At 46.0% G+C, this 22525-nt stretch carries 20 protein-coding genes; 7 read left to right on the top strand and 13 right to left on the bottom strand.

The window, feature by feature from the left end:
- From R8O10_RS21980 to R8O10_RS21965, 4 genes are all read right to left on the bottom strand, one after another.
- A complete protein-coding gene (locus R8O10_RS21980) occupies positions 1-378 on the bottom strand; it encodes a hypothetical protein (protein ID WP_005382370.1) in 378 nt (125 codons plus the stop codon).
- Between the two features lie 199 nt (positions 379-577).
- Positions 578-1060, bottom strand: coding sequence for a hypothetical protein (locus R8O10_RS21975; protein WP_005382371.1), 483 nt, complete (start codon positions 1058-1060; stop codon positions 578-580).
- A gap of 108 nt (positions 1061-1168) precedes the next feature.
- Complete coding sequence (locus tag R8O10_RS21970; RefSeq protein ID WP_005382372.1) at positions 1169-2896, bottom strand: sodium:solute symporter family protein; 1728 nt, start codon at positions 2894-2896, stop codon at positions 1169-1171.
- A gap of 12 nt (positions 2897-2908) precedes the next feature.
- Positions 2909-3172 (bottom strand): DUF4212 domain-containing protein, encoded by a 264-nt coding sequence (locus tag R8O10_RS21965; RefSeq protein ID WP_005382373.1) that lies wholly within the window; start codon positions 3170-3172, stop codon positions 2909-2911.
- Positions 3173-3692: 520 nt separating this feature from the next.
- On the opposite strand from R8O10_RS21965, the gene R8O10_RS21960 reads away from it, so the two are divergent.
- Positions 3693-5444: a potassium/proton antiporter gene (locus R8O10_RS21960; protein WP_005382374.1), complete on the top strand. Its 1752-nt coding sequence runs from the start codon at positions 3693-3695 to the stop codon at positions 5442-5444.
- Here R8O10_RS21960 and R8O10_RS21955 read toward each other — a convergent pair.
- The 4 genes from R8O10_RS21955 to aspA all read right to left on the bottom strand — a co-directional run bounded on the left by R8O10_RS21955 (position 5441) and on the right by aspA (position 11194).
- Positions 5441-6070: a response regulator gene (locus tag R8O10_RS21955; RefSeq protein ID WP_005382375.1), complete on the bottom strand. Its 630-nt coding sequence runs from the start codon at positions 6068-6070 to the stop codon at positions 5441-5443. The two genes, R8O10_RS21960 and R8O10_RS21955, sit on opposite strands and share 4 nt — an antisense overlap.
- Before the next feature lie 194 nt (positions 6071-6264).
- Positions 6265-8097 carry a protein-disulfide reductase DsbD gene (locus tag R8O10_RS21950; RefSeq protein ID WP_213915372.1) on the bottom strand — a complete coding sequence of 611 codons (1833 nt, stop codon included), beginning with the start codon at positions 8095-8097 and terminating at the stop codon, positions 6265-6267.
- Between the two features lie 161 nt (positions 8098-8258).
- Positions 8259-9566 (bottom strand): anaerobic C4-dicarboxylate transporter, encoded by a 1308-nt coding sequence (locus R8O10_RS21945; RefSeq protein WP_318191732.1) that lies wholly within the window; start codon positions 9564-9566, stop codon positions 8259-8261.
- Between the two features lie 176 nt (positions 9567-9742).
- Positions 9743-11194 carry an aspartate ammonia-lyase gene (aspA, locus tag R8O10_RS21940; RefSeq protein WP_005382379.1) on the bottom strand — a complete coding sequence of 484 codons (1452 nt, stop codon included), beginning with the start codon at positions 11192-11194 and terminating at the stop codon, positions 9743-9745.
- A 431-nt stretch (positions 11195-11625) separates the two neighbouring features.
- Here aspA and R8O10_RS21935 point away from each other — a divergent pair, with 431 nt between their 5' ends.
- The gene (locus tag R8O10_RS21935; protein WP_005386383.1) at positions 11626-12144 is read left to right on the top strand and encodes an FxsA family protein; all 519 of its coding nucleotides are present in this window, start codon (positions 11626-11628) and stop codon (positions 12142-12144) included.
- Between the two features lie 70 nt (positions 12145-12214).
- On the opposite strand, the gene trmL is transcribed toward R8O10_RS21935, so the two are convergent.
- The 4 genes from trmL to R8O10_RS21915 form a co-directional block, all read right to left on the bottom strand.
- Positions 12215-12694 carry a tRNA (uridine(34)/cytosine(34)/5-carboxymethylaminomethyluridine(34)-2'-O)-methyltransferase TrmL gene (trmL, locus tag R8O10_RS21930; protein ID WP_005382381.1) on the bottom strand — a complete coding sequence of 160 codons (480 nt, stop codon included), beginning with the start codon at positions 12692-12694 and terminating at the stop codon, positions 12215-12217.
- Between the two features lie 136 nt (positions 12695-12830).
- Positions 12831-13439: a superoxide dismutase gene (locus R8O10_RS21925; protein ID WP_005382382.1), complete on the bottom strand. Its 609-nt coding sequence runs from the start codon at positions 13437-13439 to the stop codon at positions 12831-12833.
- 174 nt (positions 13440-13613) lie between these two features.
- Positions 13614-15008 carry an envelope stress sensor histidine kinase CpxA gene (gene cpxA, locus R8O10_RS21920; RefSeq protein WP_167415500.1) on the bottom strand — a complete coding sequence of 465 codons (1395 nt, stop codon included), beginning with the start codon at positions 15006-15008 and terminating at the stop codon, positions 13614-13616.
- Positions 15008-15697, bottom strand: coding sequence for a response regulator (locus R8O10_RS21915; RefSeq protein WP_005382384.1), 690 nt, complete (start codon positions 15695-15697; stop codon positions 15008-15010). The genes cpxA and R8O10_RS21915 overlap by 1 nt, the downstream gene beginning before the upstream one ends.
- Before the next feature lie 190 nt (positions 15698-15887).
- On the opposite strand from R8O10_RS21915, the gene R8O10_RS21910 reads away from it, so the two are divergent.
- From R8O10_RS21910 to pfkA, 3 genes are all read left to right on the top strand, one after another.
- A complete protein-coding gene (locus R8O10_RS21910) occupies positions 15888-16400 on the top strand; it encodes a CpxP family protein (RefSeq protein ID WP_005386388.1) in 513 nt (170 codons plus the stop codon).
- Positions 16401-16511: 111 nt separating this feature from the next.
- Positions 16512-17420 (top strand): CDF family cation-efflux transporter FieF, encoded by a 909-nt coding sequence (gene fieF / locus R8O10_RS21905; protein ID WP_053350704.1) that lies wholly within the window; start codon positions 16512-16514, stop codon positions 17418-17420.
- Positions 17421-17703: 283 nt separating this feature from the next.
- Entirely contained in the window at positions 17704-18666 is a 963-nt protein-coding gene (gene pfkA, locus R8O10_RS21900) for a 6-phosphofructokinase (protein ID WP_005381521.1), read from the top strand.
- 90 nt (positions 18667-18756) lie between these two features.
- Here pfkA and R8O10_RS21895 read toward each other — a convergent pair whose 3' ends face one another.
- Positions 18757-20139: an MATE family efflux transporter gene (locus R8O10_RS21895; protein WP_017635565.1), complete on the bottom strand. Its 1383-nt coding sequence runs from the start codon at positions 20137-20139 to the stop codon at positions 18757-18759.
- A 240-nt stretch (positions 20140-20379) separates the two neighbouring features.
- Between R8O10_RS21895 and R8O10_RS21890 the strand changes: the two genes are divergently transcribed.
- Together R8O10_RS21890 and groL are read left to right on the top strand one after the other, a co-directional pair.
- Entirely contained in the window at positions 20380-20670 is a 291-nt protein-coding gene (locus R8O10_RS21890; RefSeq protein WP_005381516.1) for a co-chaperone GroES, read from the top strand.
- Between the two features lie 77 nt (positions 20671-20747).
- A complete protein-coding gene (gene groL / locus R8O10_RS21885; RefSeq protein WP_005381509.1) occupies positions 20748-22394 on the top strand; it encodes a chaperonin GroEL in 1647 nt (548 codons plus the stop codon).
- The last annotated feature ends 131 nt before the right edge of the window (positions 22395-22525 follow it).

The following is a 22525-nucleotide window of genomic DNA, read 5'->3' as shown; positions in this document are numbered from 1 at the left end:
TTAATCGAGTGAGATTTGAATCAGGCGTAATTGTTGTTGTAGTGCGAGAAATTTCACGTCGCCTTGTTCAAACTGGTAGTAATAGCGTTTGAGGCAGAATAATGGCGTATGGATAGAATCGAGACAGACACGACGGAAGATGCGACTGCGAGTTGAGTCTTGAATTGCGTCTAGTAAATGGAAATAAACCTGACGTAAAAACAGCTCACACAACAATAGATTTTCTTCATCGGCATCGTGTTCATAACAGGAAGACAACACCATGCCCCAATGAATATAGTCATGAATCACGTCTGGCTCAAAGCCATGTGGTGCGGCGAGAAGGAATCTATCTTGGGCTTTAAAAAATGCATTAAAGATGTCCCGTTTGTTGTCCATAACCACCTCTCATTAAATGTAATGATAATTATTATCAATTAACTTGTGAGTTGGCAACCCTTTTTAGAGTAAGAGGTTGTTGAAGAAAGACTTACGGAAACAAAAGCCGACGCAAAGGCGTCGGCTGAGTAGGAATTCATTTATGCTGAGTGAAACTAAGTCACTGTCGTTTGAATACCGGTGAATTAGCTTGTCGCCGTTATTCAGTAAATAAGGTTTCGTACTTCACAAATGCGGTTTGTGTTTCACCATAATATAGTGTGCCGCCTGATTGAATGACGACTCTTAACCAGCTTTCTGCAGATGCAGGCTTTGGTAAGGTGATGTACCAGCTTTGGCCTGCTTGATCTGCGGGCTTCATATCAATCGGTTGAGCGTTTTTCTCTTTGTCACTCACAATAGAAACTTTAACCCCTTCAAGTGGGTAAGCGGCGTTGAGTGACAATTCTAAGTTATTTTTAGTGAGTTTTTCAGAGCGAAATTTCACTTTAAAATCGCCATTTTCCATATCACACAGACCACTGGTGTAACGACAATTAGACTTACTCGCGAGTTTGTAAGTTTCCCCTTCTTGCGCCGCGTGGGGTTTCTCGCTGAGGGCCATATCGGTACCGAAGTAAGCGATCAAAGAGAGAACTGGCGCAATCAGTAGAGCGAGAATAAAGTGCTTGTTTTTGAACATCTTGGCTTCCTTGCAACGACATACTGCGAATATGGTAACTGAAAAGTGAGAATAAAAAAGCCCCGGACGGCTGGTTCCAAACGGGGCTTTTGTGGTTTTGATTAGTTTTTAGTGATCCACTGCGCTACCAGCACCTACTGGTACGCGAACGTGTTCGACTAGGTCCTTTACTTCTTGTGGCGTTTCTGCAGTTACTTTGGATACAGCGAATGCGACGATGAAGTTAAATAGTGCGCCGATAGCACCAAACGCGTTTGGCTCAATACCCAGGAACCAGTTTGTTCCCCAGCTTTCTAGATACTTCCAATCAGCAACGAAAAGGATGCCTTTGTGTTGGAATACGTAGAACAGCGTAATACTGATACCCGCAATCATACCGGCGATTGCGCCTTCTTTGTTGATGCTCTTGCTGAAGATGCCCATCATCAATGCAGGGAAGATGGATGAAGCGGCAAGACCAAAGGCGAGTGCTACCGTACCTGCGGCAAATCCAGGCGGATTTAGACCGAGATAGCCTGCGGCTGCTATCGCTACTGCCATTGATATTCGACTAGCAAGTAGCTCTTTTTTCTCGGATATGTTCGGATTGATAACCCCTTTGATTAAGTCATGGGAAATAGCTGAAGAAATGGCGAGTAGTAAACCTGCTGCGGTAGATAGTGCAGCTGCAAGACCACCTGCTGCCACAAGTGCAATCACCCAGTTTGGTAGTTTAGCGATCTCTGGGTTAGCCAATACCATGATGTCGTTATCAACGCGCAGTTCGTTGGTGGACGCATCTGAAGTGTATTGGATATTGCCATCGCCATTTTTATCGTCAAAACCGAGTAGTCCAGTTGTTTCCCAGTTTTTGAACCACGCAGGACGCTCGTCATACGCTAGGTGCTGACCCGGAGCTGGATTTACCGTATTCATTAGGTTGAGACGAGCCATCGCTGATACCGCTGGTGCAGTAGTGTAAAGGATTGCGATGAAGATCAGAGCCCAGCCTGCTGATGTACGTGCGTCGCGAACCTTCGGCACGGTAAAGAAACGGATAATTACGTGTGGTAGACCGGCAGTACCAATCATCAGTGACATGGTGTAGACAAACATATTAAGTGTGTCGCCACGTACTTGGGTCGTGTATTCACTGAATCCGAGTTCGGTCACCACTTGGTCAAGCCGATCGAGTAGATAGACATCGGTACCAGCCATGGTACTCCCCAGACCAATTTGTGGGATTGGGTTACCAGTGAGTTGCAGAGAGATAAAGATTGCAGGGATAGTGTAAGCAAGAATGAGTACGCAATATTGAGCAATCTGCGTGTAAGTGATGCCTTTCATGCCGCCAAGAACCGCGTACATGAAAACGATACACATACCAATTAATAGGCCAGTGGAGTAATCCACTTCTAAGAAGCGACCAAACGCAACGCCCACGCCTTTCATCTGACCGATAACATAAGTCACTGATGCGATGATAAGACAAACAACCGCTACGATACGTGCTGTGTTGGAGTAAAAGCGTTCACCAACAAACTCTGGCACCGTAAACTTACCAAATTTGCGTAGGTAAGGTGCTAGCAACAGCGCAAGCAGAACGTAGCCACCAGTCCAACCCATTAGAAATACTGAGCCGCCATAGCCCATGAAGGCAATTAAGCCTGCCATTGAGATAAACGACGCTGCGGACATCCAATCGGCTGCGGTTGCCATACCGTTTGCAATCGGGTTTACACCGCCACCAGCAACATAAAACTCTTTGGTTGAGCCGGCGCGAGCCCAAATAGCAATCCCGATGTACAGGATGAACGTGGCGCCAACGACCAGGTAGGTAATAGTTTTCAAATCCATCTGAGTGACTCCTTATTCGTCCACGCCGAATTCACGGTCAATTTGGCGCATCTTCCATGCGTAATAGAAAATAATTCCTAGGAACGCATAGATGGAGCCTTGTTGAGCAAACCAGAAACCGAGTTTGTAACCGCCTAGTTGAAATTGATTTAGTACGTCGACAAATAAAATGCCGCAGCCGAAAGACACGACGAACCAGATGACCATTAGGCCGATCATGAGCTTCACGTTTTTGTCCCAATAGGCTTTGGCTCTTTCTTCGCTTTCAAATGCCATTGCCGTCTCCTTACGATTGGTATTGTTGTTAATGAAATGTTTCAATATGTACATTAGCAAGGTGTTGGCAATAACTCTTTTCAACTTTAGTCGGGGTGTTAAAAATGAGGAACCTCCATACTATGGGCTTTTGCAGCGAATAAAGGGGTAAAATGTTATGTTAATAAACTGTTAAGTTAGCCAAAGGTCTAAAGGTTGATTGGATAAACAAGCATGATTAAGACTGGCCATTAATCTTTTCTTCATTGAATTTGGAGATGCTGTGTAAATATTGGTGGTGATCTTGTGGCTCTCAATGAGAGAAGGCGTAGATAAGAAAGCTCACAAGTAATTTATTTACATAAAGTTTTCGCATCAAATCACCGTTTTAACTCACAATAAAGTAATATAACTGAGTCATTCTCGTACAACCTCGCATTTTGAGACGGTGTAAAGGGGAGGCGGATTAGGGCATTACCTCATTAACGAAGTAGCCTTGCTCATCACAATTATTATCGTTTTTCATTAAGGGAGGGTGAGAATGGACGCAGACACCATTAACAGTTTTTTTCTAATAGGTGCGTTGTTAATCGCACTTAGCGTTCTTTTAAGCCCAGTGTCTTCTAAGTTGGGGATCCCAATTCTTTTGGTATTTTTAGCCGTTGGAATGCTGGCGGGGGAAGACGGCTTAGGCGGCATTTTATTCGATAACTTTTCCATCGCTTATTTGGTTAGTAACCTCGCATTAGCCATCATTTTGCTTGATGGTGGGATGAGAACGCGGGTCGCCAGCTTTAGGGTTGCGTTATGGCCCTCGGTCTCTTTGGCGACATTTGGCGTTGCGATCACCACCATTTTGACCGGGCTGATGGCAACGTGGTTATTCGACTTAGATTTATTGCAAGGCATATTGGTTGGTGCGATTGTTGGCTCCACCGATGCTGCCGCGGTCTTCTCTCTACTCAAAGGTCGTAGCCTGAACGAACGTGTTGGTTCAACGCTGGAAATTGAATCCGGCACCAATGACCCAATGGCGGTGTTTCTGACCGTAACTCTGATTGCTATTTTAGCGAACCCTGGCGCAGATTTAAGTGCGGGCTTTTTGGCGTTCAGTTTTCTTAAGCAGTTTGGTATCGGCGCGTTACTTGGCTTCGCAGGTGGCTGGATCTTATGGAAAGTTATCAATCGCAATCAATTACCAGATGGGCTGTATTCTATTTTAACGGTCAGTGGTGGCTTGCTTATTTTCGCTTTATCTAACACTTTGGGTGGCAGTGGTATTTTGTCGATTTACCTTGTTGGTCTTTTATTAGGTAACCGTCCAACACGCAGCCGCCACTCTATTCTTCATGTTTTAGATGGTATGACGTGGCTAGCTCAAATTGGTATGTTCTTGGTACTTGGTTTGTTGGTTACACCATCCAATTTACTCTCTATTGCGTTGCCAGGTCTTGCGCTTGCCTTCGGGATGATTTTGTTTGCCCGACCAATCTCAGTTTGGATTGGTTTACTGCCATTCAAGAGTTTCACGCCACGTGAAAAGTGGTTTGTCTCTTGGGTAGGATTGCGTGGCGCTGTACCTATCATCCTCGCGGTATTTCCGATGATGGCAGGGTTGCCAGATGCTCAACTGTACTTCAATTTGGCATTCTTTGTAGTAATGGTGTCTTTGATAGTACAAGGGGGCACGTTGACTAAGGCGATGTCTCTTGCAAAGGTCGAGCTACCTTCTAAGCCTGAGCCAATTTCGCGTACGGGTGTAGAGATTTACCCGACCAGTGAGTGGGAGCTGTTTATCTATAGACTTAAAGCAGATAAATGGTGCATTGGTGAGCCGTTACGTAGTCTTTCGATGCCGGAAGGAACGCGTATCGCCGCTGTATTTCGCAGTAAAGAGCTATTGCACCCATCCGGCAGTACGCGTCTTGAGGAAGATGATACCTTGTGTGTATTAGCACAAGAAAAGGATTTAGATGCACTGAGCTTACTGTTTAGTGAAGCCCCAGAGAAAGCGTCGCTAGCGCGATTCTTCGGTGACTTCTTCCTCGATATTGAAGTGAAGCTTGCCGATATTGCCGTGATGTATGGTTTGAATCTGGGGGATGAACCGCTGGATAAAAGTTTGAGAAACCTTGTCGAAGAGCAATTAGGTAGCACGCCAGTATTGGGAGACCATTTCGAGTGGCAAGGTTTGCATTGGATCGTCGCTGATGTTGTTGATCAGCAGGTCACTAAAGTCGGTATCCGATTGCCAAACGAAAAAAGTAAGTCTGATGATAAGACGTCAATCTAGTCGCTCATTTCCGTCAGCATAATCACGGCTTGCGTGCGGTTCTTTACACCGAGCTTACGGAAAATCGCTGTCATGTGCGCTTTTATGGTGGCTTCTGAAACATTCAATTCGTAAGCGATTTGCTTGTTCAGCAAGCCATCGGACAACATTCCCAACACTTTATATTGCTGCGGTGTTAGCGCAGCAATCTTTTCCGCTAAGTCATTACATGCCGCGTTATTGGTGATCAACCCTTCAGGGAAATATGGGTCGCCATTCAGCACTTGATTGAGCGCGTTCACTAATTCGCGCATGTCGCTGGACTTGGGAATAAAACCAAACGCACCATGGCTTTTCACCTGCGTCACGATCGCCGGCTCTTCACTCGCTGAAACGACGACGATAGGTAAATCTGGATGCTCTGCTCGCAAATGAATCAAGCCAGACATACCATTTGCTCCTGGCATTTTGAGATCCAATAGCACTAAATCTGGCTCTTCCTCTCGCTCCAACAAAGCCAGAAGTGCGTCGAGTGAGTCCGCTTCCAGCAAATTTGCACCACTAATAGCCATGTGGATAGATTGAAACAAGGCATTCCGGAAGAGTGGGTGATCATCTGCAATAATGATGGTGTAGGTCGAATCCATGACGTTAAACACTTTTGACTATTTCGTTAAATTTATTATTGTCCAGCTTTGAGAGAGTGGACAATATTTATTCGCTAAAAGTCTGAACCAAATCGACTTTTATTAGGAAAATTGCATATAAACGCAATGTTCTTATTCAAATTTGAGCAATAAAAAACGCCAGTGGACATCACTGGCGTTTGAATATCTGGTTATCAGAACTGCTTGATATGCTCTAAGAAAGGCTCGGCTTGCATAAAGCCCGTCAAACGAGCGTTTGAAACGTGTTCGCCACTGGCATCCCAAAACTCAATTGTTGGTAAACCAAGTACATTCATGTGCTTCAGTAGTTCGATGTCTTGCACTTGATTTTTGGTCACGTCCGCTTGCAGAAGAACGAAGTCTTGCAGTTTGGCTTCGACGCTTGGGTCATGGAAGGTGTACTTTTCAAACTCTTTACATGCTACACACCAATCGGCGTAGAAATCGAGCATGACGGGTTTACCTGCCGCTTTCGCAAGTGCCAGTTGTTCTTCAAGCTCCGCCACGTTAGCAATGCGAGTAAAGCTAACAGTGGCTTGCTGAGTTTGTGTTGTGCTGTTGCCAAACCAGTAATTTAAGATAGGTTGTGCTGAGGCTAGCAAACCTAAGACGGCGATTATGCCCACGGCACTTTGTTTCCAGCCACCAAACTCTAGACTGTTTTTGATGTGGTATAGCCAACCAAAAGCAGCAATACCCAGTGCTGACCACAGAATCGTTGACCACATTTCTGGCATGATACGTTCTAGTAAGAAGATAGGTGCGGCAAGCAGAATAAAGCCGAAGAGTGTTTTCACTCGGTCCATCCAACCACCTGCTTTTGGTAGCAGTTTGTTGCCGAAGACCGCAACAAGAATCAGCGGAATACCCATGCCCATCGCCAGCGCGTATAACGCGATACCACCGGTAAGCAAATCGCCGCTTTGTGCCACGTAAAGTAGCGCACCAGATAGAGGTGCCGTGGTACATGGTGAGCACACCAAGCCAGATATTGCCCCCATTGCAAACACGCCAGCACTGCTGCCGCCTTGCTGTTTGTTGCTGAGGTTGTTTAACCACGTTTGAACGCTGCTTGGTAGCTGCAATGAGTACAGACCAAACATAGACAAAGCGAGTGCGATGAACAGTACGCTCAAACCAATCAGCACATAAGGGTGTTGCATTGCCGCTTGGAACTGCATACCTGCAGATGCCACCACAAGGCCGAGTAGGGTGTAAGTCAGCGCCATGCCTTGCACGTAGACGAATGACAAGCCTAGCGCGCGGCGTTGGCTTAGTTTGCCACTGCCAAGCACTATGCTGGTCAGAATTGGGTACATCGGCAGCACACAAGGTGTAAACGCCAAGCCCACACCAAGCGCCAAGAACAGAAGTGGTGTCCACCAGTTATCAGCAAGGTTGGCTGCAAGGCTATCTTGCTGTGTTACTGGCGCTGATGGTGTGTCACCAGACGTAGATGATTGCGCCGCTGGTGGCGTTGCTGTTGGTGCCTGTTCTGCTTTTGATGCAGTTGTCGCCGTTGTTGAATCTGAGTTCGACGAAGTAAACGCGTTGATAGGAATCACGCGAGTTTCTGGCGGGTAACAGAAGCCTGCTTTCGCACAACCTTGGTATTGCACCACCACGCGCGCACCGTCTTGCCAATCATGCATTGGTACATTAACGAAGAGAGGTTGAGTATAGATATGCACGTCACCAAAGAATTCATCTTTATGCGGTGTGCCGTCTTCCATTTGCAGTTCGCCTAGCGATACTTTCTCACCAGCTACAGACAAGCGCTCTTGATATAGGTAGTACCCGTCACGTACCTGCCAATCGAGCATCAATTTGTCATCTTGCTGGTAGAAGTTAAATGGAAACGCCTGATCAACCGGAACAAAGCTGTCGCTGCTGCTACCAAAACTGTTGTTCTGGCTACTGTTAAACTGGTCTTTGCCAAATAAAGCTAAAGACGGAGTGGAAAAGGTAATGAGCCCTAAGAGTAAAACGGAAAGTAATGCGCGCATAAAAGAGTCAATTCATCTTAGATAATTGCCGTTAGTGTAACTCAATCAGACCCGGAGGCGAGTCAATAAGTTTCATGAAAATGAAGATTTATTGAGCATAAATCAAGACAACAGGCAATAAAAAAGGGAGCCGAAGCTCCCCGAGTAAGACTCTGTTTCTACTAGATCAGTAGACCACCGAATGCGAAGCCAAGTGCTACCGCAGAAGCGATGGTTACCACACCAGGTACAAAGAATGGGTGGTTGAATACGTACTTACCGATACGAGTTGAACCCGTGTCGTCCATCTCAACCGCGGCAAGTAGCGTTGGGTAAGTTGGCAGTACGAATAGCGCACTTACTGCTGCGAAAGATGCAACTGCGGTAAGTGGTGCCACACCGATAGCAAGTGCTGCTGGCATTAGCGCAACCGTGGTTGCACCTTGAGAGTAAAGCAGCATTGAAGCGAAGAATAGAACAAGTGCTAGCATCCATGGGTAGTCTGCTAGTAGCGCACCCGCAACTTCTTTGATGCCGTCAACGTGCGCGTTAACGAACGTAGAACCTAGCCATGCCACACCAAGAACACACACACACGCTGTCATACCAGAGCGGAATGTTGCTGCTGCTGGGATTTTGCCAGCATCGATTTTACAGCTCATTACGATAGCTGCCGCAGCTGCTAGCATTACCGTCATGATAGCTTCGTTACGGCCTAGAGCAGGGTTCTCGATAAGGCCAACAGAGCCAGAAATTGCTGCTGCGTAACACACGACAAATGCGATTGCGCCTAGGAAGATGAATGTCGCTTTCTTCGCTGTTGGTAGGATTTCGCGTTTTGCTTCTGTATTTAGCTTGATTAAGCCTTTTTCTAGACGCTCTTGGTATTCAGCATCGTCTTTTAGCTCACAGCCCATGAAGTTCGCCACGAACGCACCGATCATGCACGCGATGAACGTCGTTGGGATACAGGTTGCTAGTAGTGTTAGGTAGTCAACGCCAAATGGGTGCAGCATTGCCGCGAACGCTACAACAGCCGCTGAGATTGGTGATGCGGTGATAGCGATTTGCGATGCTACGACCGCGATAGACAGTGGACGAGAAGGGCGCACGCCTTGGCCTTTCGCTACTTCTGCAATCACTGGCAAAGTAGAGAATGCCGTGTGGCCAGTACCCGCCATTAATGTCATTAGGTAAGTTACGATAGGCGCATAAAAGGTGATGCGCTCAGGGTGCTTGCGCAAAAAGTTTTCAGCAACTTGCACCATCCAGTCTAAACCACCAGCTACTTGCATTGCTGCGATAGCGGTGATTACAGACATGATGATCAAAATTACGTCAACGGGAATGTAAGCTTGGCTTGTTGGTACGCCCAAGATCAAAGACAACGCAATGACCCCTGCACCACCGGCAAAACCAATGCCGATACCACCGATTCTTGCCCCCAAATAGATGAAGAGCAGAACCACGAAGAGTTCGACCATGACCATATTGATACCTCTTTAGTTTTTTATTTGATTCTGATTTTTTGAACACTCAGGAACAGGAGTAAATGCTCAGAGAATGAGAACCTAGTGGTTTAGCGGCAATAAAAGCATATAAAAAATGTGGTTAACCGTATGAGAGCCTAAAAAAGGGGCCTGAGTGGCCCCCTTCGGATTCGTTATTACTCGTAACGTTTTGCTTTGTAAGTAGGATGCATGAAGTTTTCTACTGACAAGATTTCATCAAGCTCCTCAGCTGTAAGCAGACCGCGCTCTAGCACGACTTCACGAACACTTTTACCAGTTTCCGCACAAATCTTACCTACGATGTCACCTTCGTGGTGGCCGATGTATGGGTTTAGGTAAGTGACGATACCGATAGAGTTGTAAACGTAGTTTTCGCAAACTTCTTTGTTCACAGTGATGCCGTCGATACATTTATCACGTAGGTTCACACACGCGTTGTGTAGTAGAGAGATAGACTCAAACACACTTTGTGCGATAACTGGTTCCATTACATTTAGCTGTAGCTGACCGCCTTCTGCTGCGAAAGAAACCGTGTTGTCGTTACCGAGAACTTTGAAGCAAACTTGGTTTACTACTTCTGGGATAACTGGGTTTACTTTAGCTGGCATGATTGAAGAGCCTGCTTGCATTTCAGGTAGGTTCAATTCATTTAGACCCGCACGAGGACCAGAAGAAAGTAGACGAAGGTCGTTACAGATCTTCGATAGTTTCACTGCTAGGCGTTTTAGCGCGCCGTGAGTCATTACGTATGCACCACAGTCAGACGTTGCTTCGATAAGGTCTTCTGCTGCAACAACATCAAGGCCTGTTACTTCCGCTAGGTGTTTTACTGCAAGCGCTTGGTAGCCAGTTGGTGTATTTAGACCAGTACCGATTGCGGTTGCGCCTAGGTTGATTTCTAGGAGGAGTTTAGATGTGTAATCTAGAGCACGAATCTCTTCGTTTAGTGTTACCGCCCACGCATGGAACTCTTGACCAACTGTCATTGGTACCGCGTCTTGAAGCTGAGTACGGCCCATTTTCAGTACATCTTTAAACTCAACGGCTTTAAGTTCGAATGCGCCTTTTAGGTACTCAATTGCTTCCATTAGCTTGTGTACGCTGTTGTATACCGCAATACGGAAACCTGTTGGGTACGCACAGTTGGTTGATTGGCTCTTGTTTACATGGTCATTTGGGTTAACAAATTCGTATTGGCCTTTCTCTTTACCCATCAACTCAAGCGCAACGTTTGCGATCACTTCGTTCGTGTTCATGTTAACTGAAGTGCCTGCACCGCCTTGGAATACGTCTGATGGGAACTGATCCATACACTTGCCAGTTTCTAGGATCAAATCACACGCTTCGATGATGTAGTTTGCAACGTCTTTTGGAATAGCGCCAAGTTCTTTGTTTGCTAACGCTGCTGCTTTTTTGGTCATTACCATGCCGCGTACAAATTCTGGTACGTCAGAGATGGTCATATTAGAGATGTTGAAGTTCTCGATCGCACGTAGCGTATGAATACCGTAGTACGCATCTGCAGGGACATGACGTTGACCTAATAGATCTTCTTCAATACGAGTGGCTGGGTTTGCTGTTTTTGGAGCATCAGATAGGGTAGCCATAGCAGGATCCTTAGATGATAATTCTGATAATAAAGTTATTTATTAGCCATTTCTGCAATCTAGAATCCATTCATCAGAATTTTTGGCTGGAAAATCCGTCCTGACTTATGTGGCACATGATACTGCACCTAGCGCATAAAAATAGTAACTAGATCACCTTTTTCGTTTTTCATGAGTCAATAATTTGCAAAGTATGAACGGGTTATTAATAACCCTTTATGGGTACTCGATTTTCCTCGACAAACATGAGTTTTTAGAGTTCGAAATTAGCACTTTAAAAGCACGAAAAAATCGGTATGCAATTGAATGAAACGCGCTCCCGCTACTTTGTCTAAAAAAGAAGGAGACCAGTATGAACACGCTTTTTTACAACGATTCGTTTGAGCTTAGTCTGCTTTTACCATTACACTGAATTAAACAAAGGAGGGCGTGTGTTTCCTATCTTATTATTAGCGTTTATTTTTGTTCCGATCATTGAAATCGGCTTATTTATTCAGGTGGGCGGCTTTTTAGGTTTATGGCCGACCATTGCACTAGTCTTAATCACGGCATTTGTTGGTGCGTCGTTGGTTCGTAGCCAAGGTATACAAACACTGATGTCAGTACAGGGGCGTCTTGAACAAGGTGAAATTCCAGCCCAGCAAATTTTTGAAGGCGTAATGCTAGCGGTGGCTGGCGTGCTACTGTTAACCCCGGGCTTTATGACCGATGCCCTTGGTATGTTGGTGTTGCTTCCTGCGCCACGCGCCGCGATAGCTAAATACTTGATGAGCAAAATGGTGGTGAAAACCATGCATGGTGGTGGCTTCCAAGGTGGTTTCTCTAACCAGGGGCCATTTGAGCAAGACCCGTTCCGTCGTGACCCATTTGATTCCCAGTCAGATAATGGCAAGACCTTCGAAGGGGAATACGAGCGTAAAGACGATGATGATCGCAACAAGCTCAACTGATTGAGTTAGACAGTAAAGAAAACAAAAGGGCGCACCAAGCGCCCTTTTCTGTATTTGGAATTCGTGCTGCTTACAATGCGCCTTCAAAGCCCATTTGACGCCATGCTTCAAAAGCAATGATCGCAACGGCATTCGAAAGGTTTAGGCTGCGCGCATCTGGCATCATTGGAATGCGAATACGCTGCTCCATTGGCAAGCTATCGATGATTTCAGCAGGCAAGCCACGAGTTTCTGGACCAAACATCAAAACATCACCCGCTTGGTATTGTGCATCAACGTGGTGACCTGTGGTTTTGGTGGTGCAGGCAAACAATCGATAGTTACCTTGCTTCTCTTTCTCTAAATACTCTAAGAACGCTTGATAGTTTTTATGGCGTGTTACGCGAGCTAAATCATGGTAATCCAAACCAGCACGGCGGACTTTTTTCTCTTCAAGATCGAAACCCAGAGGTTCAATTAAGTGAAGGTTTGCACCGCAGTTGGCGCATAGTCGAATGATGTTGCCGGTGTTCGGCGCGATTTCTGGTTCGTATAAAGCGATATCAAACATGGTATTGAAATAGAGTTGGTCAAAGAGAGGGGCAGTATATACCCAAGTCACCGAGATATGCGAGATTCAGCAAGATTGACCTGGGTATGAAAGCAGGCATTAGCGCGGATGTTAATACCGTAAGTAGTGATGCTCTTTATAAGAGAGCGTGAGCATAGTTTTCTTCAACTGCTCGCCAGTTGACGACGTTCCACCACGCATCAATATATTCTGGGCGACGGTTTTGGTAGCTGATGTAATACGCGTGCTCCCACACGTCTAACGCGAGGATTGGTTCACCGCGCACATCCACTACGTCCATCAGAGGGTTGTCTTGATTACTGGTGGACGTAATGTGAATCTCACCATCTTTTACGATCAGCCATGCAAAGCCAGACCCAAAGGTATTGATGGCAGCTTGGGCAAACGCCTCTTTAAATTGCGCAAAGCTGCCAAATTTATCGTTAATTGCTTGAGCAAGCGCGCCTTGAGGCTCTCCGCCACCGTTTGGTGACATGCAATTCCAATAAATGATGTGGTTGTAATAGCCGCCCCCATTATTACGTACTGCTGGACTGAGCTTAGAGATATTGTCAAAGATCTCGTCTAATGACTGAGTTTCGAGCTCGCTCCCTTCAACGGCATTTACAAACTTATCAAAGTACGTCTTGTGGTGTTTGCTGTAATGCACTTCCATGGTTTTCGCGTCGATGTACGGCTCTAGTGAATCGTACGGATAAGGCAGAGCGGGAAATGTATGTGACATAGTAAATCCTCCTTAATTGGAAAATTCACTTTAATGCTAACGATAATTATTATCAACTTTGATCTTTGTAAGGGTATTCTACGAAGCCTCACCAATTTCTAAAGTGAGGGTGGGGCTGTTAATCACTCACTCTAGAAATATGGTGCGAATTATTGTTAGTTCATCAAATTGAGACTAACCATTGATCGGTAAGGTGATACTCATGCGCAATCCGCCTAAAGGACTTCGGCTGGCTGCGATCGTGCCACTGTGCTGGCGAATGGCACTTTCGGTAATGGTTAGGCCGAGACCTGTGCCGCCAGAGTGGCGATCGCGTGCCGTGGAAACGCGATAGAACGGGCGAAAAATCGCGGCCAGTTCCTCTTCTGGTACACCTTCTCCATTATCGTCAACCGTGATACGAAGCGTATCGTCATCGGCTTTGATGTCGATTTGTACCTCATCTTTTCCGTAGTAAATGGCGTTACGAACGATATTTTCCACCGCACTCATCAGCAGTTTAGGGTTACCGGAAATATTGCGCTTAGGTAATTCTGAATAGTGTAGCTGTTTGCCCATTTGCTCTGCTTCAAACTGCGCATCTTTAATGATCTCTTCCCATAAACTTTCTAATGGCTGTGTTTCGCGAGTCATATGACTGTTCGCCTGCATGCGAGAAAGCTCTAATAGTTCGCTGATCATCTGTTCCAAGCGCTGCGCTTCGGTATCGATACGAGTCAATTCTGGGCTTTCTCCTTGTTTACGCGTCGCTAATGCGCTTGCCATGCGTAGACGAGTTAAAGGTGAGCGCAGCTCGTGAGAGATATCGGATAGCAAACGTTGTTGTCCTGAAATCATTTGATTAACCGCTTCGACCATCTGGTTGAAGCTGCTACCTGCTTGACGAAATTCCGCCGTACCTTTTTCTAAGTTTGGGTCTGTGACAAATTCACCTTTCGCCACACGTTGAGCAGCGGCTTCAAGACGACGTGCAGGCTGACTCAAAGCCCAAGCAAGCCATAACAGCAATGGTGTACTAACCAACATGACCGCAAGCAAGAGCTGGAATGGGTGATCAAACAGACGCAGGAGTAGAGGTGGTGGCTCATTCCATTTGAAGCCCACGTACATCAAGATATCGGAACCTGCCAAAGTGATAGGAATTGGGCCCGCAATCATGTATCGACCATACAGCTTCTGCTTTGGATTATTGTAATCTTCGATACTGGTGACAAAGTTTTGCATTGCACGCAATTGAAAATTGCTGCGTTTTTCTGTCGTAAGAACATTACCGCTGTAGTCAGAAAAAAACACTCGTGGGCGAGGGTCGTGCTTGCCGTGGCGGTTGCCCTCGATACGAAAAAGTATGCGGCCTAAATCAGTTTGCTGGCTGTATTTTTGTTGGATTGAGTCACGCGTTTCTACCATACGTTTGTAGTGTTCTTCTGGAATATCGCGAGCTTTGCGTGGGTCCAAATGTGGCAGTGATAGCACGGCTATCAATACTAATAACATGGTGAACCAAAAAATGGCAAAGATGCGTCCATACAGGCTATTGATGTTTGGCAGTTTGATGCGTGATAGGCGCATTAATCCTCCTCAAGCAGCATGTAGCCACGACCACGCAGGGTTTTAATTCGCGGCTTGCCATTGCTTTGATCTGGTAATTTTTTACGTAAGTTCGAGACATGCATATCGATAGCGCGATCAAAAGCAGCGAGTCGTTTACCAAGCACATCTAAGCTCAGTGTCTCTTTGGTCAGCACTTGTCCTGGGTTTTGTACGAAGTGGGTGAGTAGCGCAAACTCGGTTGCCGTGAGATCGAGCAACTGTTGCTCACAATACGCTTCTTGTTTACCGGGATAGAGGCGGATTTCTTGATACTCAATGCAATCGCTGTTTTTGGTATTTTTTTGTGTGCTGCTAGTGCGGCGTAAAATCGCGCGGATACGCGCTAACAGCTCTCGGTCACTAAAAGGTTTTGGTAAATAATCATCCGCGCCCAGTTCCAAGCCGATCACGCGATCAATTTCTTCCCCTTTAGCGGTCAGCATCAAGACGGGAGTTTCCCAATTTTCACGTAAGCGTTTCAGCGTTTCCATGCCATTGAGTTTTGGCATCATGACATCCAACAAAATCAAATCAATCTTATCATTGATCGCGGCTAAGCCGGCTTCACCGTCATTTGCTTCGCTGACGTCAAACCCTTCGAAACTGAGTACTTCTTTTAATAAGCTAGTTAGCTCGATATCGTCATCGATTAAAAGAATGTTTGCCATGGGGGCACCTATAGTAAGTTACCGATAGCCTAATATTACATTGGAATGATGCGCAACGAAGAGGAGAAAAATCACTCTTTACGATTCTTTACGCTCCCTATACGTCGCTTTACCTAGCGGGTCGTATTCTATACTCAAGCGCTGTGAGAACAGCTCAGAAGAACCACTCACCTGTGTAAGGAATCGTATTATGAAGTCTGCAAAAAAACTTGTGTTAGCTGCTGTTGTTCTACCTCTTACTCTTGGCGCCGCAAGCGCATTCGCTTACGGTGGTAAAAACCATCATAAAGGCCCTCGTGACGAATGCGGCATGGGTATGGACCGAGGTGTCATGCGTCAACTAGACCTGACTGATGCACAAAAAGATCAGCTAAAAGAAATGCGTGAAGCAAACAAAGCAGAAATGAAAGCAAAATTCGCTGATGGCAAAGAAGCACGTATGGCTGAGCGTCAAGCGCATCACGCAAAAGTACAATCGCTTTTGCTGGCGGATAACTTTGATGAAGCTCAAGCTAGCGAATTAGCAAAAGAGATGGTTGAGCGCCAAACGGAACGTCGCGTGCAAATGCTAGAAAGAAAGCACCAAATGCTTAGCGTATTAACACCTGAGCAGAAAGCGAAATTTGTTGAGCTACAAAATGAACGTATGCAAGAGTGTGGCGACAGAATGCACAAGCGCATGGAAAAGTCGCGCAATAATTAAGTCATGAATTGATGTTATATAAAGAGGCAGCCATTGGTTGCCTCTTTTTGATCTGGTTATTTCATGGTCATTCAATATACTCAACGTATGGTTTTAGTTAACTCTTTGATTATGAAACAGCAATACGCACGTTTAGTTACGACCGCCGCTTGGACTGCAACCATTGTGGCGACGCTTCTTCTGATAGTAAAAGTCATCACGTGGTGGGTAACCGGCTCAGTGAGCTTATTGGCGTCATTGATTGACTCCATGTTAGATATCGCGGCTTCGGTTGTGAATCTTGTGGTGGTTCGTTACGCCTTACAACCGGCAGACCGCGAACATGCGTTTGGACATGGTAAAGCTGAGTCCTTAGCGGCCCTAGCCCAAGCAATGTTTATTTCGGGCTCGGCAGTATTTTTGATTCTTAACGGGATTGACCGATTTTTCCGCCCGCATGCTTTACACGCACCGGAGTTAGGTGTGTATGTATCGCTGTTTGCGATTGTGGTCACACTTGGCTTGGTGATGTTCCAAAAACATGTGGTTCGCGTGACGGGGAGCCAAGCAATAGCGGCGGATTCTCTGCATTATCAGACTGACTTGTATATGAATGCTGCGATCATGGTTGCTCTGGGGCTCAGTTATTTTGGAGTGACTCAAGCGGATGCTGTGTTTGCGATTGGTATTGGTGTCTTCATTCTTTATAGCGCTTTCAAAATGGTCAGCGAAGCGATTCAAACCTTACTTGATAGAAAGTTGCCCGATGAAGAACTTGAGCAAATTAACCAAGCTTGTTTGAGCGTAAAAGGGGTATTGGGCGTGCATCAGTTACGCACGCGAATGTCCGGACCGACGCGCTTTATACAGTTGCATTTAGAGCTAGACGATAACTTACGATTAATTGAGGCGCATTACATCGCTGATAAAGTGGAAGATAATTTATTGGCTCTGTTTCCTGATGCGGACGTATTGATCCATCAAGATCCATTGTCTGTCGTTTTCGGACCTGAGAAAGAGCAGAAAGCGCAAGATTGGTAGGCTTGAAAAATCCATCAGTGCCCGACGACAAACAGGTACTTATTGACTATCTTTCCATCAATACTTATTAAGATTCGTGATCCTGATATGAATCAACAAAGTTTCATAGAGAAACTGTAATACTCTTACATAAGTAGAAAAGTTACATAAAAAAGTGCGTTTTCATTGGTAATCCTGTAGAGGAAATGTAACATAACGCACAGTTCTGGATTATGCAGGTTGCTTGGTAACAAGGGGCCTAAAAGAAAATTAAATAATTGATTGCCAAAGATCGAGGGTGAGCATGATTAAGAAGATCGGTGTTTTAACAAGTGGCGGTGACGCACCTGGTATGAACGCTGCGATACGCGGCGTAGTACGTACAGCACTATCCGAAGGATTGGAAGTATTCGGTGTGTACGACGGCTACCTAGGCCTATACGAAGGCCGCATCGAGAAGCTAGATCGTTCTAGCGTTTCAGATGTGATCAACAAAGGTGGTACGTTCCTAGGTTCTGCACGTTTCCCTGAGTTTAAACAAGTGGAAGTTCGTGAAAAAGCGATTGAGAACCTGAAAAAACATGGTATCGATGCACTAGTGGTAATCGGTGGTGATGGTTCGTACATGGGTGCGAAGAAACTGACTGAAATGGGTTACCCATGTATCGGTCTTCCGGGCACAATCGACAACGATATCGCAGGTACTGATTACACTGTGGGCTACCTAAGTGCACTAAACACCGTTATCGATGCAATCGACCGTCTACGTGATACTTCTTCATCTCACCAACGCATTTCAATTGTAGAAATCATGGGCCGTCACTGTGGTGATTTGACTCTGATGTCTGCAATTGCGGGCGGTTGTGAATACATCATCACTCCGGAAACTGGTCTAGACAAAGACAAGCTGATCAGCAACATCCAAGATGGTATCGCTAAAGGTAAGAAACACGCGATCATCGCGCTTACTGAGCTAATGATGGATGCTAATGAACTAGCACGTGACATCGAAGCCGCGACAGGTCGTGAAACTCGTGCAACAGTACTTGGTCACATCCAACGTGGTGGTCGTCCAACTGCATTTGACCGCGTACTAGCATCTCGTATGGGTAACTACGCTGTTCACCTATTGATCGAAGGTCATGGTGGTCGTTGTGTAGGTATCGTGAAAGAGCAACTTGTTCACCACGATATCATCGACGCAATCGAAAACATGAAGCGTCCAGTACGCAACGATCTATACAAAGTTGCTGAAGAGTTGTTCTAAGCAAGCTTGAAATAGATAAACAAAACCGCGGCTTTCCGCGGTTTTTTTGTATTTGAGAATCAACAAAAAGAAACTAGCGATAGACGAGTGTTAAGACACGCTGCTCTGCTCTATGAGCGTTAATTTTCGCTCGCGCAGCGCAAACAAGTAGCCCAGTAGCCCACCCAACGTATTCCCAACCGCGATACCGATAAACAAGCCTTCAATGCTGTAGATTTGGCTCCCGACCCACGCCGATGGCAAGGTAAAAATGAACAGCCGCATAAAGCTCCACTGGAATGCACGCAATGGCTTGTGCATCGCATTCAAACCACTGACTAACATCATTACGATGCCTTGGAAGCCATAACTAAATGGCACCACCAGTAAATAATGCCAAAGCAGGTTTTTCACCGCATCTTCCTGAGAAAACAGCGCAGCCAGAGGAATGCTCAGTGGCACCATCATCAAGAAGATAAACCCTTGGAATACCACTGCAAAACGCATGCTAATAAATAAACCGGAAAAGGCTCGTTGCGGTTGTTTGGCTCCTAAATTTTGTGCCATAAACGGTGTGAGGGCAGAGGTCAGCGACATCAATACTAAAATCAATATGGACTCAATACGCTGCGCTGCGCCATAAGCAGCAACCGCCGCTGTACCGTGGTTGGATAACAGCATCATCAGAATGGCACCGGACAACGGATTCATCGCGTTTGATAGCGCTGCAGGGGTACCAATTTTTAGTGTCTGTTGCCAGTCTTGTTTCAGCAAAGCCCATTGGGGTTGAGCAAGCAATTTTTCCCGTTTAATTAGCACATAGAATGAGCCACACAAAGCACCTAACCAGCTAAAGGCACTTGCTATGGCTGCGCCTTGAATGCCAAGTTCCGGAAAAGGGCCATAACCGAAAATCAACAATGGATCGAGCATGCCATTAATCAAACCAGCCAACATCATGACTTTTGCTGGTGTTTTTGTGTCGCCAGTAGCTCGGATAGCACTGTTGCCCGCCATTGGGATCACTAGCAGAGGAATGGTGAGATACCAGACCTGCATATACTGCTCAATAAGAGGGATGAGATCATCAGACGCGCCAAGAAAACGAAACAATGGCGCAATGGTGGTAAAGCCAATAGAAGACGCGATAGCCACAAGTAACACGGCTAACAACAAACCGTGGGTGGTGAACCGAGCAGCTTGTGGTGCATGACCTTGCCCAAGCAAGCGACCAATATTGGTCGATAGTCCCATCCCAATCCCCATCGTAATGCAGTTAACCGCAAAGGTTACAGGGAAGGTATAGCTGATAGCTGCTAGCGCTTGAGTGCCAAGCAACGAGATAAAAAACGTGTCCACCAAGTTAAACATCAAAATTGCGATCATGCCCATGGTCATGGGTACGGTCATTTTCCGCAGCGTTTCAGGAATGGGTGCGGTCAACAAACCATGCTTATCGGTCGCTTGGGGTTCCAGCTTGTTATTTTCCTGCATGTGTGACAACTATCTGGTGAGCAAACTGCAAGGATACAAGAAAGCGAGATGCCGAGCGAGTGAGCATTTCTAACGCAAACCGTTGCCTAGTTGTTCGTTATTTTAACTAAGTCACAAAAATTTTGTGCCACCCCCTTGGGATCGCTGCTTCGACCCCTTATATAGGGATCACGTGTCTGGGGCTACAGTCCCTAAGGACAATTATCAAATAAACATGGAAATTTTCAGGAGAGACGACCGATGAACATTCGTCCATTACATGACCGAGTTATCGTTGAACGTAAAGAAGTTGAATCTAAGTCTGCTGGTGGCATCGTTCTGACTGGTTCTGCTGCAGAAAAATCGACTCGCGGTGTTGTTCTAGCTGTGGGTAAAGGCCGCATCCTAGAAAACGGCACCGTACTGCCACTAGACGTTAAAGTCGGTGATACCGTTATCTTCGCTGAAGGTTACGGTACAAAAACTGAAAAAATCGACGGTAAAGAAGTGCTTGTCATGTCTGAAAACGACATCATGGCGATCGTTGAATAATAGCAATCATTGAGTAATTTTTTGCTCAGATTCAATTACGAAATTACACACAAAGAATTTTAGAAAGGAAATCAAAGATGGCTGCTAAAGACGTTAAATTTGGTAATGACGCACGAGTTAAAATGCTGGAAGGTGTAAACGTTCTGGCTGACGCAGTAAAAGTAACACTGGGTCCTAAAGGACGTAATGTCGTTCTAGACAAATCTTTTGGTGCACCAACTATCACGAAAGATGGTGTATCAGTAGCGCGTGAAATCGAGCTGGAAGATAAATTCCAGAACATGGGCGCACAAATGGTTAAAGAAGTTGCGTCTAAAGCAAACGACGCAGCGGGTGACGGTACAACAACAGCAACGGTACTAGCGCAATCTATCGTTAACGAAGGTCTAAAAGCAGTCGCAGCGGGCATGAACCCAATGGATCTTAAGCGCGGTATCGACAAAGCTGTTGCAGCGGCAGTTGAGCAACTAAAAGAGCTTTCTGTTGAATGTAACGACACAAAAGCGATCGCGCAGGTTGGTACTATCTCTGCAAACTCAGACGCAAGCGTAGGTAATATCATTGCAGAAGCAATGGAGCGTGTGGGTCGTGATGGCGTTATCACGGTTGAAGAAGGTCAGGCGCTACAAGACGAGTTAGACGTAGTAGAAGGTATGCAGTTCGACCGCGGTTACCTGTCTCCTTACTTCATCAACAACCAAGAATCAGGCAGTGTTGATCTAGAAAACCCATTCATCCTTCTAGTAGACAAGAAGATCTCAAACATTCGTGAGCTTCTTCCAACGCTAGAAGCTGTCGCGAAAGCATCTCGTCCACTGCTTATCATTGCAGAAGATGTAGAAGGCGAAGCGCTAGCAACATTGGTTGTGAACAACATGCGTGGCATCGTAAAAGTTGCAGCTGTGAAAGCACCTGGCTTCGGTGACCGTCGTAAAGCAATGCTACAAGACATCGCTATCCTAACTGGCGGTACTGTGATTTCTGAAGAGATCGGTCTAGAGCTAGAAAAAGTTGCACTAGAAGATCTAGGTCAAGCGAAGCGTGTTTCTATCACGAAAGAAAACACGACTATCATCGATGGTATCGGTGAAGAAGAGATGATCTCTGGCCGTGTTGCTCAGATTCGTCAACAAATCGAAGACGCAACTTCAGACTACGACAAAGAGAAACTACAAGAGCGTGTTGCTAAACTGGCTGGCGGTGTTGCAGTAATCAAAGTCGGTGCAGCGACTGAAGTTGAAATGAAAGAGAAGAAAGACCGTGTAGAAGATGCGCTAGCCGCAACTCGTGCAGCGGTTGAAGAAGGTGTTGTTGCTGGTGGTGGTGTTGCACTTATCCGCGCGGCATCTAAGATTGCTCACCTAACGGGTGACAACGAAGAACAAAACGTTGGTATCCGCGTTGCACTACGTGCAATGGAAGCGCCAATCCGTCAAATCACGAAGAACGCAGGTGAGGAAGACTCAGTGGTTGCGAACAACGTGAAAGCGGGTGAAGGTAGCTACGGCTACAACGCGGCAACAGGCGAATACGGCGACATGCTAGAAATGGGTATCCTAGATCCAACTAAAGTTACTCGTTCTGCACTACAATTCGCAGCATCGGTTGCAGGTCTGATGATCACAACTGAAGCGATGGTTACTGACCTACCGCAAAAAGACGCGCCAGCGATGCCTGACATGGGCGGCATGGGTGGCATGGGCGGTATGGGCGGCATGATGTAAGCCAGCTTATCTCATCGCTCTAAGGGAGCCCTTATAGCGGAAAGATAACCGACCTGACCCGTCCTGATATGGGTTGACACTTTTTAACTAAAACGCTCGATGTACTTCATCGGGCGTTTTGTATTTTAAAG

Origin of the sequence: Vibrio sp. 1727 (assembly GCF_033344415.1) — a bacterium.
GTDB classification, from domain to species: domain Bacteria; phylum Pseudomonadota; class Gammaproteobacteria; order Enterobacterales; family Vibrionaceae; genus Vibrio; species Vibrio alginolyticus.
Note: the sequence above shows the minus strand (reverse complement) of the source record. Positions and strands in the feature narration are given on the sequence as shown.

Coding starts and splice junctions, on each gene's coding strand:
- R8O10_RS21980 (WP_005382370.1), bottom strand. CDS start 378: ATGGACAACAAACGGGACATCTTTAATGCATTTTTTAAAGCCCAAGAT.
- R8O10_RS21975 (WP_005382371.1), bottom strand. CDS start 1,060: ATGTTCAAAAACAAGCACTTTATTCTCGCTCTACTGATTGCGCCAGTT.
- R8O10_RS21970 (WP_005382372.1), bottom strand. CDS start 2,896: ATGGATTTGAAAACTATTACCTACCTGGTCGTTGGCGCCACGTTCATC.
- R8O10_RS21965 (WP_005382373.1), bottom strand. CDS start 3,172: ATGGCATTTGAAAGCGAAGAAAGAGCCAAAGCCTATTGGGACAAAAAC.
- R8O10_RS21960 (WP_005382374.1), top strand. CDS start 3,693: ATGGACGCAGACACCATTAACAGTTTTTTTCTAATAGGTGCGTTGTTA.
- R8O10_RS21955 (WP_005382375.1), bottom strand. CDS start 6,070: ATGGATTCGACCTACACCATCATTATTGCAGATGATCACCCACTCTTC.
- R8O10_RS21950 (WP_213915372.1), bottom strand. CDS start 8,097: ATGCGCGCATTACTTTCCGTTTTACTCTTAGGGCTCATTACCTTTTCC.
- R8O10_RS21945 (WP_318191732.1), bottom strand. CDS start 9,566: ATGGTCATGGTCGAACTCTTCGTGGTTCTGCTCTTCATCTATTTGGGG.
- aspA (WP_005382379.1), bottom strand. CDS start 11,194: ATGGCTACCCTATCTGATGCTCCAAAAACAGCAAACCCAGCCACTCGT.
- trmL (WP_005382381.1), bottom strand. CDS start 12,694: ATGTTTGATATCGCTTTATACGAACCAGAAATCGCGCCGAACACCGGC.
- R8O10_RS21925 (WP_005382382.1), bottom strand. CDS start 13,439: ATGTCACATACATTTCCCGCTCTGCCTTATCCGTACGATTCACTAGAG.
- cpxA (WP_167415500.1), bottom strand. CDS start 15,008: ATGCGCCTATCACGCATCAAACTGCCAAACATCAATAGCCTGTATGGA.
- R8O10_RS21915 (WP_005382384.1), bottom strand. CDS start 15,697: ATGGCAAACATTCTTTTAATCGATGACGATATCGAGCTAACTAGCTTA.
- R8O10_RS21910 (WP_005386388.1), top strand. CDS start 15,888: ATGAAGTCTGCAAAAAAACTTGTGTTAGCTGCTGTTGTTCTACCTCTT.
- fieF (WP_053350704.1), top strand. CDS start 16,512: ATGAAACAGCAATACGCACGTTTAGTTACGACCGCCGCTTGGACTGCA.
- pfkA (WP_005381521.1), top strand. CDS start 17,704: ATGATTAAGAAGATCGGTGTTTTAACAAGTGGCGGTGACGCACCTGGT.
- R8O10_RS21895 (WP_017635565.1), bottom strand. CDS start 20,139: ATGCAGGAAAATAACAAGCTGGAACCCCAAGCGACCGATAAGCATGGT.
- R8O10_RS21890 (WP_005381516.1), top strand. CDS start 20,380: ATGAACATTCGTCCATTACATGACCGAGTTATCGTTGAACGTAAAGAA.
- groL (WP_005381509.1), top strand. CDS start 20,748: ATGGCTGCTAAAGACGTTAAATTTGGTAATGACGCACGAGTTAAAATG.